13 protein-coding genes are annotated in these 17,601 nt (G+C 48.3%); all 13 read left to right on the top strand.

Features of this window, described 5'->3' with window-relative positions:
• Nucleotides 1–116 precede the first annotated feature (116 nt).
• The 13 genes from BLR65_RS05305 to BLR65_RS05245 all read left to right on the top strand — a co-directional run bounded on the left by BLR65_RS05305 (nucleotide 117) and on the right by BLR65_RS05245 (nucleotide 17,500).
• Nucleotides 117–4,448, top strand: coding sequence for a translocation/assembly module TamB domain-containing protein (locus BLR65_RS05305; RefSeq protein WP_169716873.1), 4,332 nt, complete (start codon nucleotides 117–119; stop codon nucleotides 4,446–4,448).
• A 14-nt stretch (nucleotides 4,449–4,462) separates the two neighbouring features.
• Complete coding sequence (locus BLR65_RS05300; RefSeq protein ID WP_093793147.1) at nucleotides 4,463–5,101, top strand: sigma-70 family RNA polymerase sigma factor; 639 nt, start codon at nucleotides 4,463–4,465, stop codon at nucleotides 5,099–5,101.
• 167 nt (nucleotides 5,102–5,268) lie between these two features.
• Complete coding sequence (locus BLR65_RS05295; protein ID WP_093793146.1) at nucleotides 5,269–5,871, top strand: FUSC family protein; 603 nt, start codon at nucleotides 5,269–5,271, stop codon at nucleotides 5,869–5,871.
• A gap of 19 nt (nucleotides 5,872–5,890) precedes the next feature.
• A complete protein-coding gene (locus BLR65_RS05290; protein ID WP_093793145.1) occupies nucleotides 5,891–7,615 on the top strand; it encodes a BamA/OMP85 family outer membrane protein in 1,725 nt (574 codons plus the stop codon).
• An 87-nt stretch (nucleotides 7,616–7,702) separates the two neighbouring features.
• The gene (locus tag BLR65_RS05285) at nucleotides 7,703–8,968 is read left to right on the top strand and encodes a hypothetical protein (RefSeq protein ID WP_093793144.1); all 1,266 of its coding nucleotides are present in this window, start codon (nucleotides 7,703–7,705) and stop codon (nucleotides 8,966–8,968) included.
• Nucleotides 8,969–9,080: 112 nt separating this feature from the next.
• Nucleotides 9,081–9,551, top strand: coding sequence for an OmpH/Skp family outer membrane protein (locus BLR65_RS05280; RefSeq protein ID WP_093793143.1), 471 nt, complete (start codon nucleotides 9,081–9,083; stop codon nucleotides 9,549–9,551).
• A gap of 102 nt (nucleotides 9,552–9,653) precedes the next feature.
• Entirely contained in the window at nucleotides 9,654–10,613 is a 960-nt protein-coding gene (locus tag BLR65_RS05275; protein ID WP_093793142.1) for a hypothetical protein, read from the top strand.
• Nucleotides 10,614–10,693: 80 nt separating this feature from the next.
• Complete coding sequence (locus BLR65_RS05270; protein ID WP_093793141.1) at nucleotides 10,694–11,113, top strand: OmpH/Skp family outer membrane protein; 420 nt, start codon at nucleotides 10,694–10,696, stop codon at nucleotides 11,111–11,113.
• A 13-nt stretch (nucleotides 11,114–11,126) separates the two neighbouring features.
• Nucleotides 11,127–12,146 carry a UDP-3-O-(3-hydroxymyristoyl)glucosamine N-acyltransferase gene (gene lpxD, locus BLR65_RS05265; protein WP_093793140.1) on the top strand — a complete coding sequence of 340 codons (1,020 nt, stop codon included), beginning with the start codon at nucleotides 11,127–11,129 and terminating at the stop codon, nucleotides 12,144–12,146.
• A 153-nt stretch (nucleotides 12,147–12,299) separates the two neighbouring features.
• Entirely contained in the window at nucleotides 12,300–12,932 is a 633-nt protein-coding gene (locus BLR65_RS05260; RefSeq protein ID WP_093793139.1) for a YjbH domain-containing protein, read from the top strand.
• A gap of 14 nt (nucleotides 12,933–12,946) precedes the next feature.
• On the top strand, nucleotides 12,947–13,819 hold the full coding sequence (locus tag BLR65_RS05255) for a lysophospholipid acyltransferase family protein (protein WP_093793138.1): 873 nt from the start codon (nucleotides 12,947–12,949) through the stop codon (nucleotides 13,817–13,819).
• 515 nt (nucleotides 13,820–14,334) lie between these two features.
• Nucleotides 14,335–16,692: a hypothetical protein gene (locus BLR65_RS05250; protein WP_245692449.1), complete on the top strand. Its 2,358-nt coding sequence runs from the start codon at nucleotides 14,335–14,337 to the stop codon at nucleotides 16,690–16,692.
• 34 nt (nucleotides 16,693–16,726) lie between these two features.
• Nucleotides 16,727–17,500 carry an amino acid ABC transporter ATP-binding protein gene (locus BLR65_RS05245; protein WP_093793137.1) on the top strand — a complete coding sequence of 258 codons (774 nt, stop codon included), beginning with the start codon at nucleotides 16,727–16,729 and terminating at the stop codon, nucleotides 17,498–17,500.
• The last annotated feature ends 101 nt before the right edge of the window (nucleotides 17,501–17,601 follow it).

The raw sequence follows: 17,601 nt of genomic DNA, 5'->3' as shown, positions 1-17,601 counted from the left end.
AAGGGGTTATTTTAACAAATAGGTTAAAATAACCCTTTTTAAATTATAAGAAAATGAAAGGAAGATCCGGCTGCGGTGTCGAACTATACAATACCGACAAGCCGAGGAGGCGAACTATGCGAGCCAAAGTCATAACGCTTATCCTGGTGATCATGGTTGGCATGGCAGCCTTTACCTGGTGGTCTGCGTATAGACAGACTATTTTTTCTGAGTTGGAAGGCAAGCTAGCCGCTGAATTAACTGAGACGCTGGGAACAAAGGTAACAATTGGCCGGCTGCAAACAGCCGGATTTACTTCAGCCGCAGTAGATGATGTTACAATATTTGATAAAGAGGGACGGGAAATGGCTGCCGTCAAGCAGGTCGTCATCCAGTATAACTTGCTTAGCCTGCTGCACGGTCAAACCGCAATTGATGCGCTGAACACAATAACACTGCGCCAGCCGGCCATTCATTTGATAGAAGAAGCAAATGGCGTATGGAATGCCGAATGCCTGCGACAGCAAACAAAGCCTGACAGTCCTGAATTTAAAGGAAAAGTAGTCCTTGAGCAGGCGGATATCCTGGTGCAGTCGCATCAAGGCGAATGGGATTTTCATGAAATTGACGGACATTTTATTGTTAATGGCAGCCAAACGGTAGACGCAAGTTTGACTGCCAGTCATAATGCCCTGCCGTTAGCCATCCAGGGATCACTTAACAATGTAAAAAACAGTCTGTGGCTTAGTGTTACAGCCGATACATTAAATCCTGCCGATTATCAGGCGCTGCTGCCTGCGGGTACCGAAGTGGAATTTAGCAACGGCCTGCTTAGACAGGTTGCGATTACACTGGTCAACAGTCCTGCCGGTTTGCGCTACGCAGGAAAATTCGAACTGGATAATCTCGCGGCCCAGACAGCAGGGATACCTGTTGAACAGGCCTATGGCAACGTTCAGTTTACCAATGAAAATGTTTACATAGCGAGCGGGCGTGCCCTTGTCGCCCAACAGCCGGTAACGGTATATGGAAAAATTGGCATTGCCGGTGATCAGCCGGTGTTTGACCTAAAAGTGGGCTCAAATGGTTTTGATCCCACTGCCTTCAGTGACCGCTTACCCTGTAAGGGAATAGTCAAGTTTGACGCGCAAGTCACCGGGACGCTGCATGCCCCGGTAGTGGCCGCCAAACTTACCGCCGACCAACTGGCAATAGACAATTACTCCCTTGAGGCTGCCAAGGCTAACCTTAAGTACGCCGGCAATACGCTTACCGTCGACAGTTTAACCGCCGGCACGTTGGGCGGACAGATCCAGGCCAAAGGTGAACTGGATACGGTTAGTAACCGCTTTCAATTGCAGCTAAGCGGCGATAACCTGGATGTGGCTGCCATTGAAAATCTGCCGGTTGAAATAACCGGCAAGGGACAAGTCCAGCTTGCCGTCAGCGGACAAGGCACTGACTGGCAGTCGCTGACCGGTGTCGCCGCTGTCACCTTGACAACCGGAGAACTGAACGGAGTACCGTATAATACTTTGTCAACATTTGTAGAACGCAACGGGAATCAAACAACCGTACAGTACTTAAATGCGGCGCTGCCTAATAACGGGTTTGCATCCGCCAGTGGTGTTATTCAGGGCGATCAACTGGCAATGAAGGTTAATGGTCAGGGCATTGCGCTGCAGGCTATGCCTGCAACGGCATTTGGCAATATTAAACTTGCCGGGAACGCTGCGTTTAACGGTGAGATTACCGGTACAACCACCGCCCCCGGCATAGCGCTGAATTTTGACATAACCGGTTTGCAGGCTAACGAGCAATTGCTGGGAAAAGCTGCCGGTGCGCTTACTATGCATTCGGGGCGGCTGGAACTGGCACAGGTTGTGGTTAGCGACGGCACAGCCAGCCATGAAGCTAACGGCTCGATCCTGCTTGCCGGGTCTGAGCCGGAACTTAATCTTACCGTAACCACTCATGCCGCCCGGGCAGAGACCTTTGCCCGGCTGGCTATGCCGGAATTTACGCTGACAGGCAATGTGGAGCATACCCTTATCCTGACAGGGCCATTGACAAACCCAACCTTACAGGGAAAAGTTAAACTGACGGAAGGCAGTTTGTTTGGGCAGCTTATTACCAAAGCGGAAGGTACTTATGAGCGTAAAGATGGCACTCTTATTGTTCACAATCTTGAAGTAGACTCCTTGGGGACTCATATAAAACTGGCGGGAGCTATGGCAGCCGACAGCAGTTTGAACTTTGCCGTAACAACCGAAAATATGAGACTAAGTCAATTGCGGGTTAATTACCCCTATCCGGTTGCCGGCAGGGTAAATATAAATGGACAGATAACAGGTACGCTGGCCAGTCCCAGACTGGACGGGCAGCTGGCAGCACCGAGAATTTTCCTCAACGGCCAGGAAATAAAGAATATATTTTCCCGCCTAAGCTATCAAGACGGACATGCGGATATCCGTGAATTGCATTTTAGTCAGGGCACGGGTGAGTATAGTTATGCCGGGGCGGCAGATTTAAATACCAAGGCGATTGACGGTATACTTAGGGTGGAAAACGGCGAATTGGCCGGTATTTTAGCCATAGCAAACCTGCCTGACCGTGGCGTGCGCGGCACGCTTAACGGGGAGATCGCCTTAAGCGGCACCACGACCAATCCCAATGTGCTATTGCGGGGGGCGATTACCGATGGCCGGATAAAAAATTATCGGCTTGACAGTATTGATATTGATGCCGAACTTGACAACCGGGTAATTACCATCAACAAATTTACCGGCAAACAGGGCGCTGACGGAGTATTGCTTGCCAGAGGACAGGCAGATTTGGACGGAACCATAGATATGGAAGTTGGCGGCCGTGATATTGAGACTGGTATTTTACCGGCTCTGTTTGATACCACGGTCGACACTACCGGCAAGTTTAGTTTTAGCGTTCAGGCTTCCGGCGCCACCGCCGACCCGAATGTTGCCATATCTTTGGGTATCCAAAACGGCAGTGTCGCCAATGCCGCCTTTGATAACCTCTATGGGTTATTCATCTATAATAAAGGCAGTATTCATGTTAATCAGCTCTATTTGGAACGTGGGCCGTATAAAGCGAGCGCTTATGGCACAATTCCGTTAAAAGCACTGAACAGCCAGGGACGCAGCCAGGCCGATATGACCGACAGAATGGATCTTAAACTACGCCTTGATAATGCTGATTTAAGCATCCTGCCGATGTTGTCCAAACATGTAGCGTGGGCTGCCGGCCCAACTGCCGGCGAGGTCACGATCGGCGGTACACTGGCTCAGCCTACGCTGGACGGACAGCTAACAGTAAACAATGGTACAATAAAATTTGCCGACCTCGGCGAACCTATCCAAAATGTAGGTATTGCGATTCAGTTCAAAAATGATACAATTGATATAAGCGATTTTGATGGCAGAATGGGTGGCGGGTCGTATGCCTTAAGTGGTACTGCCCGTCTGAGAGGCCTATCGCTGGATGATTATAATTTAGTGCTTACGCTCGAACATTTGGGAATAAAACATAAATACTTTGCCGGACCGCTTGACGGTGTGGTATCATTAACAAATGAAAAGGGTAAGCCGCAACTGTATGGCAAGTTAACGATTGACAATGCCACCGTTAATATTCCGGCTGTGCCGGAAGGCGGTGAAATTGACTGGGATGCCGGACTTGATGTGGAGGTTGCCCTGGGCAATAAAGTCAGGATGTATAATCCTTATCTCTATGATTTCCTGGCTGAAGGCAAAGTTAAATTTGCCGGAACTCTGCAAAAACCGCAGGCTTCCGGCCGGATTGAAGCGCGGCGCGGCACGGTAAGATATTTGACAAACCGCTTTAACATTGAACGCGGCAGTGCCGAATTTATCCAGCATCATTCGATTGTACCCATCATTAAGCTCAAGGCGAACGCCAGGCTTCAGCAAACACGTGTCGATCTGGAAATTAACGGTCCGGCCACAGCCATGAATCTTCTGCTGACTTCTGATCCGCCGATGAGTCAGCAGGAAATTATTACAATCTTAACTTTGCGCGGCGGTGATTTTTCCAAAGCCAATGGTCAGTCCAAACAGGATAGTATATTGGGGCGTGATCAGTTGGTCAGTCTGCTGGACGCGGGCTTGCAGATGCGTTTTGTCAGCGAAATTGAAAACGCGATGCAAAACGCCCTGAAAGTGGATGAGTTCCGTTTTGTAAAATCTTCGATATTTGATACCTACAGCAACAAGGCCAGCAAAGACAATTCCGATAGCAGCTTCCAGGGCTACAATCTGGAAATTGGTAAATATTTAACCGATAAATTACTCTTAAGCTATACGATGGATCTGGATCAGAAAACAAACAGTGTAAGTCTCAGGTATGATTTGACGAAACGCATCGCCGTCGGCGGTACCTTTGGCGGCGACCATAATGGGTTATTCATACTAGAGACAAAAGTTAATTTCTAAAGAGGACGGATAGAATGATTTTCAGTCAGTATTTGGCAGAACTAAAACATGTTCAAATATTATTGCCGGCAGAAGAGCACAGTCTGTGGCGAAGCTTTAAAGAAGAAGGCAACCTGGAAAGCCGCCGCCGCCTTATCGAAAGCTATCAGCCGCTGGTCTTTAAAACAGCCGCGCACTGGCGCCTGTCTGAGTCTGCCATGCTGGATATCATTCAGGAAGGAACAGTGGGGCTTATTGAAGCTGTAGAAAATTTTGACCACACCAGAGGGGTTGCCTTCAGTCTGTTTGCCGTACACCGCATCAAAGGCCGGATTGTTGATCATCTGAAACGCGAAGATAGTGGTCTGGTGCACATTGACAGTCCGCTTAATGATGCTGCCGGCCAGGCTACCATCGCCGATCTCCTGGTTGATGCTCAGGCGGAAGTGGCTGCGCAGGCCGAGCAGAATTATCTGGTTGAGCAGTTGAAAACTGCCATGCAGCGGCTGCCGGCAAAAGAACAGCAAGTACTTCACGGTGTTTTTCTTGACGATTTCGAACCCAAAGAGCTGGCTGACTCCATGAGTTTGAGCGTATCACACGTTTATCGCCTGCAGAAGCAGGGGATTCGCCGCTTGCGGGGTATGTTGTCCAAATTGATGGGCAACTGGTAAGCAGCTAACGATAATTCAAAAAATCAGCAAACATGTAGTAATGACTCGAAATAATTACTATATATCGGGGTAATCGCAATATTTGCCCGTTTTTGCGTATTTGTCGATGACCAGAATCTGGCCTCTTCACAGGAATATAATTAGTGTTTATAATAGGGGTGGTGAATGTGGCGGATTGCAAACAAAATGTTAACAGGCATTTAAACTCAGCGCAGCAATGGCTTTCCGAGGCTGAGCATGCTTTTAACAAAGACAAGGACATTCGCGGCGAGCTCAATTTGTTTTTAGCTCAGGCGGAACTCACTCACGCCCGGGAAGTTCACCGTTCCCGGCAGTGGCGCTTTAAGTACCCGATCTTGCGGCATGGTCTGGCTTTGGGATTGGCAGTAACCGTGGCTGTCTGCGGCGTAGGTGTTAGTTACTGGTGGGGGATTAACCGTCCTCATGTTCAGCCGGTATCCGGGGATCAGATGGCTCCGGCCGGGGAAACAAGTTCTGTGCCGGTTTCGCCTGCTCTTAAAAATATAACTACTCCCGATAGCCCCCCGCCGTCGCCACCGGCAACGGCGACTGTTCAGCCTTCACCGGTCCAGTCACAATCTGCCGGTTATAAGCAGACTGTGCAGGCTAGTGAGAGTTCAGAGTCGACAGAACAAAAAAAATCCGCTGCTACTTCTAGTGCCGACCATAGTAAGGAAGCTCCGCTGACAACGGATGAGATTAACAAGCTGATTCGTACAGCGGGACAGTCGTTACGAGGTCAACAGTAAGTCAATAAGGAGGTAATGAATGAAGACCGATCTACGCTGCAAGATTCTTGTTATTGCCGCATTGGTAGTAAGTATGGCCGTAACGTTAATCCTGCCGGCCTATGCCGCAGAGATTGAAGGCAAGACGGCTACTGCCATCACCGTTACCGGCATGAATAAAGTTGCCGAAAGCACGATTCGCGGTGTGATCAAAATCCAGCCCGGTGACACCTTGACCGCTGACAAAGTCAAGCAAGATATGCAGGCTATCTATGATTTAGGCTACTTTTTCGACGTTGTGGCCAACTTCACGGAAGTGCCGGAAGGCGTTAAGGTAGTATACACCGTTATGGAAAATCCCGCTTTAACCGACATTGTTGTCAAAGGCAATACCAAAGTGTCTGCAGATAAAATTAAAGAACTTGTGACAACAAGTAAAGATGGTATCCTGAACACCAGAACCCTTAATACCAACGTGCGGGCCATTGAACAATATTACCATGATCAGGGATATATCCTGGCAAAGGTAAGTGACGTGGCGATGAGCCCGGGAGGAGTACTCACATTAACCATTAATGAGGGTGTTCTCGAAGGCATTGTTATCAAAGGCAACGAAAAAACCAAGGAAAATGTAATTACCCGGGAAATGAAAGTAAAACCGGGAGAACCGTTTAATGCCAAGGATGCCCGCAGGAGTATGCAGAAAGTGTACAACCTTGGTTACTTTGAAGATGTCAATATGAAACTGAATCCAGGTAAAGAACCCAATGCGGTTGTCCTGGAAGCTGATGTTGTTGAACAAAAGACCGGCACCTTCTCCATCGGCGGCGGTTATAGTAAAGCCGATGGTATGGTGGGTATCATTGAAGTAGGTGACAACAACTTCAGAGGCAGCGGCGACAAAGTCAAGTTTCACTGGGAATTTGGCGGCGCCAGCGACCGGAACTATGAAGTTAGCTTCACCCGCCCCTGGCTTGACAGCAAGCAAACCTCGCTGAGCTTTAGCGTATACGACTTGACCAATGAGTATACCGATTACAAGGATGGCACCGACGATGAGAAGGCAACCTACGACAAAAATCGTAAAGGTGTTGATATTACTTTAGGTCGTCCATCAGGTGAATATATCCAGAATTATATCACCTTTAAAAACCGTAGAGACACATATGACGAATGGAAAAGTGGAGAAGATTATTCTAAAGACCCACAATATCTCAAAGATAACTTTGGTCTGACTCGCAGCATTACGTTAATGCGCGTGTTTGATTCCCGTGATAACGTATTTGCGCCAACCGAGGGAGCCCGTTATTCCCTGTCGGCTGAATTTGCCGGCAAGGCTTTGGGCGGTGACTTTAGTTTCAACAAATATACGGCCGAGGGGCGTAAATATTTTAAAATCGATGATAACCATGTTATTGCCACCCGGATGACGGTCGGTTATGCCAGTGGCCATATCTCGGATTCCAACCGGTTTGAAGTCGGTGGATCCGACACACTCCGCGGCTATGAGGACGACCAGTACAAAGGCGACAAAATGATTGCCGGTTCTGTTGAATACCGCTTCCCGGTTGTTAGCAAAATCCAGGGTGTGCTATTCACTGATTTCGGTAATGCCTGGAAGGACGAAGGGTACAAGCTTAATGACCTTAAAACCAGTGTTGGTGTCGGTATTCGTATGTCAACGCCAATTGGCCCAATCCGTATCGACTTTGCGAAAGGCAGCGAAGGCGGCCGTACGCACTTTAGCTTTGGTGGCCAGTTCTAACAAATTTTAGCTAATGAGTCAGGCCGATGGCCTGACTCATTTACTAAAGGGGGTGCTGTTATTAGCGCAAAATATCTGTCTCGGATAATGCTGACTCTTGGCATAACTACTTTACTGCTGGGCATCTGGCCGGGGACAGGCTTAGCCGCGGCCGATACGGTCGATAGCATTGAGGTAACTGTTTCAGCTGTTGAACCACCGCCTGCCAGGATTGCCAGGCGAATGAATACAAGTATTATGACTGTCGGCGAACAGATGCTGGTAGGACGCACCATTAGTGATGTGGAAACCAATCAGGCTAAATATGAAAACCTGATCGGGGATATCTTTAACAGAGTACTTGTCGGCTATACGGTTGAACAAGTTCATTTAACTCCGGGCGCCAGCACTGGTATCCTAGTGGTGGTGAAGCCCTGGGGCGATGTCGTCCGTGATGTTTCGCTGGAAGTCGATTGCGGCAGTTTGTCCCCGGAGGTTTTGAAGCTAATAAAAAATGACATGGGAAAACTGGAAGATCAGGTTGCTAATGTGTTGATTGGTTTGCCGGTGGATTCGGTAGAATGGGCCGGTGGCATCTCGAAAAATGTCATTCGTGAATTGCTTGCCGCCGAATTGCCGGAATTTCGCAGTAATCTTGAAATTACAGCCGGGCAGCAGACGATTGTGAAACTTTCACTAAGTCCCGCAGGACCGATCATTAACAATGTGCAGCTTTCCCTCAGGTCCCGGACCATTCCTAATATCCTGCTGGCCGATGCCAGACCGGCGATTGCCGAGGCAGCCAATATGCTGCGCGGGCTGCCGGTAGCTTTTGTTGAACGGCATAAGGATTATTTTATGGACAAGTTGCAAACGACAGCGGCTAAACATCCGCTGGTTAAAAGATATGGAATTACCCTTACTCCTGTCATCAACCCCGGAACGGACACCGATATCACTCTGAATGCCGAAACAACCAAGTACCGGCTTATGCTGGAGGGAAACCTTGATATGGGCCGACAGGAGGATAATACGTCAGCTAAACTGCATGTTGGCAAATTCACAGGCAAGCAGGACGAAGCATTCCTCGAAATTAAGTTTATTCCTAATAATCTGGATTGGGAGTTTGAACCCGGCTGGGGCCATAAATTTAACAACAATACGACGGGCGGTTTGCGCTACAATATCTCCGAACGGGAAAGCATCCTGTGGGTCAATCATTATTTTGGCACCAACTGGATGCTGCGGCTGGAGGATACGCCGAAAAACGATTACTATGAATTTGGGCTTCGGTATAAAATGCATGATTTTTTGAGTGCCGAGTATATTGTTACCGAAAAGGAAAATTGGCTCAGGCTGGTGGCCAATCTGTAACAAAGTTGGTGGACCATTACAATACTCTCACTTGCCCAATAGCAGACTGGCTGTTATAATTGGTAGATGGAGAGAGAAAATTTATTGCCGTTTGGCAGAAAGAAGGGTAAAGGTGTTTAAAGACAAAAAATTTGCTAAAATTACAGCAATAGCAGTAGCAGGAATATTCTTGCTGGGTGTCTTTGGTTTAGCGATTTCACAAAGCAGTATTGGTCATGCCGCTAACGCCGGGGCTTCATCAAATATTGGCAAAGTAAACAGAGAACTGCTGATTCAACAACATCCCGATTTGGCTAAAGCCGAAGAAACCATGAAGGCGGAAGTTAGTCAGGCCAAGGCTGATTTTGATTCCAAGTCGGCTAATATGGCGGATAAAGAAAAACAGGATTATTACCAACAAACCATGCAGCGTCTGGAACTGAAGCGTCAGGAGTTGTTTGCTCCCATTCAGGATAAAGTGGATGCTGCCATCAAGAGTGTAGCTGATGCCAAAGGCATTTCGGTTGTATTTGATACCAGCAATGTGGTTTATGGCGGTCAGGACTTGACTGATGAAGTACTGAAAAAATTAACCGGCAAATAAGATAAAATATCCGGTCTAATGGAGCCGAGCCGATTTAGTCTGTGCTCGGCTTCAACCTTACCATAAAGTTATCGGTAACCTAACACTAGAGAGGGTGATTTGGTGTTTATAACCGAAATGCGAATAACACCAACGCGGTTTCTGGTTATCCTGGCCCTTAGCACCATTCTTGTCACCGGTTGCTCCCGTTCTACGCCGCCTGAAACCAAACCCCCTGAAATGCCGCAGGTCGGGGTAATCAATATGGATAAGGCTATTAGCGCCCATCCGAAATTTCAAGAGTGGCAAAAACTCAAACAGCAAGCTGCCACCTTGCGGCAACAGTTAGCCGGGCAGGCGGTAGCGGCCGCTGATGCCCAGGAAACGTCGCCGGCCATGGATTTGCCTAATAAAGCGGCCGCCGGACTGCAGGCAACGGCCGAACAGGAATTCAATGCGAAAATGGTGGCAAAGCAGCGGGAACTGGCGGATCAGCTTGCCGAAAAGGCTGATAAAGCCCGGGCTACACTGAATGCCGAGTATCAGGCCTATGCCCAGGAAGTGGAAAAAGAATATCAGCCGCAGCTCTTTAGTTATCAACTAAAATTACAAACGATCAAACTGGATGAAAAGCAAACGGCTGACATAAAAAAAGCTATGGATGATTTGAAAGCAGAGCAAGCCGGCAAATTGGCGGCAAAAGAAAAAGAATTGGGTCAAAGCTTAGAAGCCGCCATGGCCCCTGAAAAAGCGGCTACGGAACAACAGCTTGCCGCCTATGCCAAGCAGCTAAATGCGGAACTAAAAGCGAAAACAGCGGCTCAGACTAATGCGATGTCGGCCCCAATACCCCCGACAATCAATTCCTCAACCGACAATGCGGCTGCTGTAGAACTAAAGCAGCAATTTGACAGGAAACAGCAGGAAATCAATGCGCTGGAAGAATATATCGTAAATGATATTCGTGATAAAGCCGCAAAGGTAGCCATAGAACATCGGCTTGATGTCGTATTGACAGGCTATCAGGTCAACGTTACGGCTGTTGATATTACGGCTGAGGTGATTGCTGCGTTTAATAAATAAATGGTTTGCATATACTATAAGTACGGTACGTGATACCCTTCGCTTGTAGCTTAGCGACACGGGATCAAAGGAGGATTTAGATGAATAGACAAGTGAGAATGTCCTTGGTTTTAGTACTCATTTTCATTGCCGGGCTGGCCCTTGCAGGCTGCAGCAGTCAGGCGACAATCGGTGTGTTGGATGTGAACAAAGTCATGTCTGACAGTCCCAAAATAAAGCAATTTCAGGATCAGTTAAACGCTAAAGGCAAAGAGTTAAGTGATCAGTTAGAAAAAGATAAGCCCAACATCAGCCAGGAAGAGTTTCAAAAGCGTCAGGAAGCCGCCTATGGCGATTTCTTAAAGACCAAACAGGATTTGGAGTCGCAAATTGACGCCAATATTAAACAAGCCATTGAAGAGGTAAGCAAAGAGAAAAAACTTGGGGTTGTACTGTATAAAAACAGCGTAGCAAGCGGCGGCACCGATGTAACAGATGCTGTAATTCAAAAAATGCAATAAGTGGAGGCAACCAGTGAAAAAGACATTAGCTGAAATTGCCGCCATCGTTAACGGTACAGTGATGGGGGATGCCGCTCAAGAAATTACCGGCATAACAAATATTGATGATGCCACTGCCGGCGATATTACCTTCGCTGTACCGCCGCATCTTGAAAAGGCCGCCAAATGTGCTGCCGCAGCGGTAATCATTCCTGATACAATTGAAGATTTTCCCAAAGCGGCTATCCGGGTCACTAATCCCCGGGTGGCCTTTACCACGTTGCTGACCTTATTTACGCCTAAATTAGCAATCAACCCGGGTGTTCATCCGGCTGCGGTTATCGGCAGTCAGGTAAAGCTGGGAACAAATGTAACCATTATGGCCCACGCGGTTATTGACGATCATGCGCAAATCGGCAATAATACCATTATTTATCCGCATACCTATATTGGTCAGAAAGCAACTGTCGGTGACGATGCCTTACTATATCCCAATGTTACGATCCGTGAGAACTGCCATCTGGGCAACCGGGTTATTGTCCACAGCGGTGCTGTTATCGGTAGTGACGGTTTTGGCTTTGTTACGATTGATGGCAGACACGAAAAAGTACCGCAGGTTGGCAATGTCATTGTCGAAGACGATGTCGAAATTGGTGCCAATTCCTGCCTGGACAGGGCTACAACCGGCAGTACGATCGTAAAGCGGGGCACTAAGATTGATAATTTGGTGCACCTGGCCCATAATGTAGTTGTTGGTGAAAACTGTTATTTTGTGGCCCAAACAGGCATTGCCGGCAGTGCCAAAATCGGCAATAATGTTACATTTGCAGGACAGTCCGGCAGTGCCGGGCATATTACCATTGGCGACAATTGTGTATTTGCCGCCAGGACCGCACCGATTAATAACGTTCCGGCAAATTCATTCTATGCCGGCTTTCCTGCCCGGCCGCACCTTGAATGGCTGCGCTCCGAAGCCGCGATTGGCCGTTTGCCCGAACTCATCAAAAAAATTCGCAGCCTGGAACGGCGGTTGTCGGAACTAGAGGGTAAATAAAAGGGAAGAGCACTACAATCAGGGGACGGTTACGCAACCGTCTCCTTTCTATTCCAAAAATTACGTGGCCTGCAAAGCAGGATTTTGTCGCCTTATAGCGGAATAGATATAAATTCGTACCACAAACTACATGAAAAATGAGGAGAATTCATCATGAAAAAAACAATTTTGGCAGCTATAACATTGTTGTTGATGGCGGCACCGGCCTATGCGGCACCTTCTGTGAATGGCTCAACAGGACTGATTAATACTCCTTCGGCTGATGTTCTGCAAGAAGGGCAATTCTCTTTGGGATACTATCATCTAAAAGATGGCGGTGTTGGCTCATTTACCATGAATGTAACCGGCAAACTGGAGGTTGGCGCTGCCGGCTTTCGCTATGATAGTGATTCCAGTCAGGAGAATCACACGTACGTTAACGCTAAATACGGCCTGCTGCCGGAAACGGTCTTAACTCCCGGCATTGCTGTTGGGGTTGAGGATATAGCCAACGTAGACAAGCGTACAGCCTATGTGGCTGCCAGCAAGGCGCTGCCTTTCGGCTTCCGTATTCATGCCGGTGTTGGTAACGGCCGGTATGACGGTGTATTTGCCACTTTGGAAAAAACGATTAATCCGGTCGGTATTCTTACCGGCAATAATGTTTTTCCGGCGACAACGCTCATTGCCGAATGGGATGGCCATACGATGAATTATGGTGCCCGCCTGGCGGTTGTACCCGGTCTCAAAATGGATGTAGGCCGTCGTGATCATCAAACTTATTTTGGAGCTAGCTTTACCTACTAAAGGGGGGAGAGCAAATGCTGTACTACTTAGTAAAAGCATTAAGTAGGTTAGTGTGCAGGCTGCCGCTAACAATACGGCATACTATCGGTATTGTCATCGGTAGAATTTGTTGGCCGCTGGTACCGGCAAAACGCCGGCAGATGGCTGTTGAGAACATTAGCTGTTCCCTCGGCGTTTCCTATGAACAGGCCGCGGCTATTGCCAAAGCCAGCGGGGTCCGTTTTGGTCCGATGTTTATGGAAGTTCTCCATATGCCCAGACTTAAGCGGGAAAACATTCATGAGTATGTTGCCCTTACCGGCGGCGAACACCTCGAAGCTGCCCTGCGCATGGGGCGGGGAGCCGTACTGGCTACGGCCCACAGCGGCAATTGGGAGCTATTGGGGGCGGCGCTGGCGATGCACGGATTTCCCTTGGTGGCGGTCGTTCAGCGTCAAACGAATGCCGCCATGGATGCCTTTATTAATGAATACCGCACAAAAGCCGGCATGCACGTCACCTACAAGCAGGGTGTACGGGAAATGGTCAAACTGCTTGCGGCAGGAAAAATTATCGGTCTGTTAATGGATCAGGACAACCATCGCGATGGTGTGTTTGTGGAGTTCTTTGGCCGGCTGGCTTCCACACCGCAAGGCGCTGCCGCGCTGGCCAGACTGAACAATGCACCCATTGTGCCGGCTTTTATCACCGAGAACCCGGATGGCACGCATACGGCCATCCTTCATCCGCCTGTTATGGTTACCAAAACAGCAGATCGTACGGAAGATATCCGGAAAACAACCCAGTATCTGACGCATATTATTGAACAGCATATCAGACAGCATCCCCGGGAGTGGTTCTGGCTGCATAACCGCTGGAAAACTCCCCCGCCTAAAACAAAAGACTGAACAAGGCTAAACCAAGCGAGATTGCCGCACGGTGCTCGCAATAATGGTAAGGCAGCAACCTGCCGGCATTATTGCGATATAGCGCTACGATGCGGCAATCTCTTTATCTTTTTAATCAAGCAGCAGCAAGTGGGGACGGTTCTCAGCTTGCCTGTTAAGGGGTTAAAAAACGCAGTGGAGAGGTTCCTTGTTTCATGGCAGATGTAGTGCTTTTGAAAAAACGTGCGTGTCCTCACGTTTTCCTTTAGTAGGTCTGCATTGTTCAGAACCGCATCATTAGTATGTTAATATAGTGAAAAAAATAGAACTTCTGCTAATTTTTTAGGAATTTAGCAAAAACTTTGTACATCTTTAAGAATAAATGTAGTAATGGATAAATTAAATTTTGAAGAATATGGTGAGTCAGAGAACCGTCCCCTGACTCGTTTAAAAATACATAAATATTTGATATACTTATGGACACGAAAGTGATATACATGATATAATGTACTCCGGAAATGAGGTGACAAATTAAGATGCTGCAAAGAATAAAAATAATGAAAACGATTAAAGGTATTATTAAAGATTCAATTCAAAGAGATATTGTAACGCTGCTTACAGTAAGTATTGTGGTTGGTTCCCTGCTGGCCAGCTCGGTCTCAATGGCCGCAAACTCCTACTTTTCGAAAACACTGGCCAATCTTGTCGGTGATTATGGAGAATATGACTTAGTAATTCAAGTCAGAGAAGAAATGAAAGAAGATACAGCCGTTCAGGTAAACAAGATCGTTACTGATGTATTTCCGGGCGGCAAAGTAAGCCAGGGACCGACAGTCACCGGCAAATCTTATTTCTATGTTACTCTGCCTGATCAATATAAAACAAAACAGGTATATGAGGATTTGCCGAAAACTTTTGGCAGTATTCCCGGTGGTGCCAGTGTCGGTATGATGACAGAGCCGCGCCTCAACATTCGCGGTGTGCCGGAAGGCGCTAAAAACATGCTGATTGACCGGATTATGCAAATGGATGGAGTACGCTTTGCTTTCCGCGACGGCAGCACTGTCGGCGTCATTCTTACCTCGCTGGACAAATCGCCGGCAGTCAGTACCAGCATTAAAAACATTTTAAAGGATTACCAGGTAATCGAAATTACTTTCCCGGTAGGCAGTGAACCGGCTAACCCGGTGCGTTTGGGCGAAAGCATTGCGGATGCCATGCACAAGAATTTGCGCCTTGACTATGCGCAGAATGTATCGGTCGACGGCAAGAATGACGATATGGCTTACATGGTCAGTACCATGATTGAGCTTAAGCGATTCTTAAGCGCCTATGCGTCCCAGATGACGTTAACCCCGGCAGCCGGTGTTCAATTGGCGAAAGGGGATATTGTTGTCTTTCAGGGGAGCAGCAGTCAGCCGTTGCAGGCCGGACAACCTGTTGGCAAAGACAATGTTACCGTTGAAATTACCAATGTTGCTGCCGGCGGTACGGCGGAGGGAAGGATTATGCAAGGGGATGCTTCCCAGTTGGCGAATACAAAGGGCTATAAACTGGAAAAGGATGTAGTTGGCAGCCCGGTTGCTGCGGCTACCTATAAAAATCCACGCCAGGAGCTGGGCAGCGCCCTAAGCGAGACCGGCAAATTAGTCGGACAAATTCCCGGTTTTGCACAAGATGCCAAAAGCATGAGCCAGATTGCGCTGGGGGCGCTGGATAACTATGGCAATAGTATTGATGCTCTGACAGCGACCCTGTCCGGTTTAAGTACGGCAGGCACTACTATCCAGTCGGCGACCAGCGCCCTTGCCGGCCTTGATACCAGCGGCATTCGTTCCCAGCTTGACAATTCGTCCCGTACGCTTGGCGGCATGGCAAATACCTTACAGGTATTGCGCTTGGTCAATGGGGATGTTAGTTCGACAATTGACTCCTTAACAAGCACGCAGCAGAATTTAAGCAACTTAAGCGCCGGGCTGGCGTCGCTGGACAATGTTGCCGGCAATGCCCGCCGCGCCAAATCGACTATTGACAACATTGTTGCCAATGGACAAACGACTCTTGGTGTACTGCGTGCATTTGATGTCCAGGGCACGAGGAACAGCCTGAATGATGTTAATGCCCGCCTGGACGGCTTGCAGGCCATTAATGTGCCGGCAATTACGGCGCAGGTGCAATATTTGGCGAGTGCCGTGCCCAACCTTAAGGATGAGGAGATCAACCATTCCATTAATCTTTTGGATAAATTTATTGCCGGACAGGTTATCCCCGGTGCCAGAATTCAAATTTTGACAACAAGCAATATCGCTGCTGATGCGGTGGCACCGATTGTGTATGCACAGGTAGGGCACAACAACGTATCGCTGTATTCGACGGCGCTCGGAGTTATTGAGCCGAATGCGCGCGGCGAACTGTATCAGGTGCTTAATGAAGTAAAAAGTATTTTGGCCGGTATGACAGCCATTATTGTCACTATTTTATTCTTGGTGCTTGATCATACGGCGATTATGACCGTAATCCGCCGCAAACGTTTAGCTAAAAAAGTGCCGGTCGCCGGCTGGCGCAAGCTGGTTGAGCGACTGACAATCGCCTTTACGGCGCCTGAGCGCCGCTATGGGGCGGGTGTGGGGGCCGTCATGCTGACAGCCATGTTTGTTTTGGCAGGCGGTGGTATTCCCTATTTACCCTGGATTGGCGTGCCGGTGATTGGGGCCCTGCTGGGACTCACCGTGGCCGCTTATACGGAAAAAATCAGTCCGATTGCCGGTGAGGAGGTATTAGCCGGCGAAGCATTAGGTTTGTCGGTGGACGAAATTATGCGGGAAATTGTGATCCCCAATGGGCGTCCGGGCCTTATGCAAAAATTGAATCAACGCAAAGTAAAGTTTAAATAACACACAAGTAATAACTAGATTGGTGGTGAGGCGTATGCTGAGCATCCGGAACCTGTATAAACATTTTGGCAATCTGATTGCCGTTAATAATCTAAGTCTGACGGTGGATCCGGGAGAAACCGTTGTGATTATGGGTCCGTCAGGCTGTGGCAAGTCAACAACGATCCGCACCATTAACCGGTTGATCGAACCTGATAGCGGCTCCGTTATTTTTGACGGCGTAGATATTACCAACCTGGGCGAGGATGAGCTTAGAAGCATGCGTAAGCGTATCGGTTATGTATTTCAGCATTTTAATCTGATTAACCGGTTAAGTGCGGTTGAAAACATTATGCTTGGCTTGGTTATGAGCGGGCAGTCGAAAGAAGAGGCCTATGATAAGGCCATGGCGGCGATGACAAAAGTGGGCCTAGAACACCTGCAAGACCAAAAACCGGGTGAGCTTTCCGGCGGTCAGCAGCAACGGGTGGGGATCGCCCGGGCGCTGGCCTTTGAACCGGAACTGATGCTGTGGGATGAACCCACGGCCTCGCTTGATCCCATGCTGGTCCGGGAAGTATTGGTTGTTATGGAAGAACTGGCAAAATACCGGGCAGCCACGATGGTAGTCGTGACGCATGAAATCGCCTTTGCCCTGCATGTGGCTGACCGCATTGTGCTGATGGAAAAGGGCACTATTGTTGAGTCAGGCATACCCAATCAGGTTTTTGTTAATCCTGCCTCGCACGTTGGCCGTCAATATAAGGAACTGATTGAATATCAGTTAAGTACCAGCGCCCGTACACTGGCAGGAAACCGCGTCGCGTAAAAAGATAGCGGTACAATTTTGCCTCTAAATTGAAATCCATACTTGCGTAAACTTGCAAATTCCTGTAGAATTAATTGGAATTAGACAACTCGGGAGGAACC

Origin of the sequence: Sporomusa acidovorans (genome assembly GCF_900101845.1) — a bacterium.
Classification (GTDB): Bacteria; Bacillota; Negativicutes; order Sporomusales; family Sporomusaceae; genus Sporomusa; species Sporomusa acidovorans.
This window is presented reverse-complemented; position numbering and strand designations above follow the sequence as displayed.

Coding starts and splice junctions, on each gene's coding strand:
- BLR65_RS05285 (WP_093793144.1), top strand. CDS start 7,703: ATGCTGACTCTTGGCATAACTACTTTACTGCTGGGCATCTGGCCGGGG.
- BLR65_RS05305 (WP_169716873.1), top strand. CDS start 117: ATGCGAGCCAAAGTCATAACGCTTATCCTGGTGATCATGGTTGGCATG.
- BLR65_RS05300 (WP_093793147.1), top strand. CDS start 4,463: ATGATTTTCAGTCAGTATTTGGCAGAACTAAAACATGTTCAAATATTA.
- BLR65_RS05290 (WP_093793145.1), top strand. CDS start 5,891: ATGAAGACCGATCTACGCTGCAAGATTCTTGTTATTGCCGCATTGGTA.
- BLR65_RS05245 (WP_093793137.1), top strand. CDS start 16,727: ATGCTGAGCATCCGGAACCTGTATAAACATTTTGGCAATCTGATTGCC.
- BLR65_RS05270 (WP_093793141.1), top strand. CDS start 10,694: ATGAATAGACAAGTGAGAATGTCCTTGGTTTTAGTACTCATTTTCATT.
- BLR65_RS05250 (WP_245692449.1), top strand. CDS start 14,335: ATGCTGCAAAGAATAAAAATAATGAAAACGATTAAAGGTATTATTAAA.
- BLR65_RS05260 (WP_093793139.1), top strand. CDS start 12,300: ATGAAAAAAACAATTTTGGCAGCTATAACATTGTTGTTGATGGCGGCA.
- BLR65_RS05255 (WP_093793138.1), top strand. CDS start 12,947: ATGCTGTACTACTTAGTAAAAGCATTAAGTAGGTTAGTGTGCAGGCTG.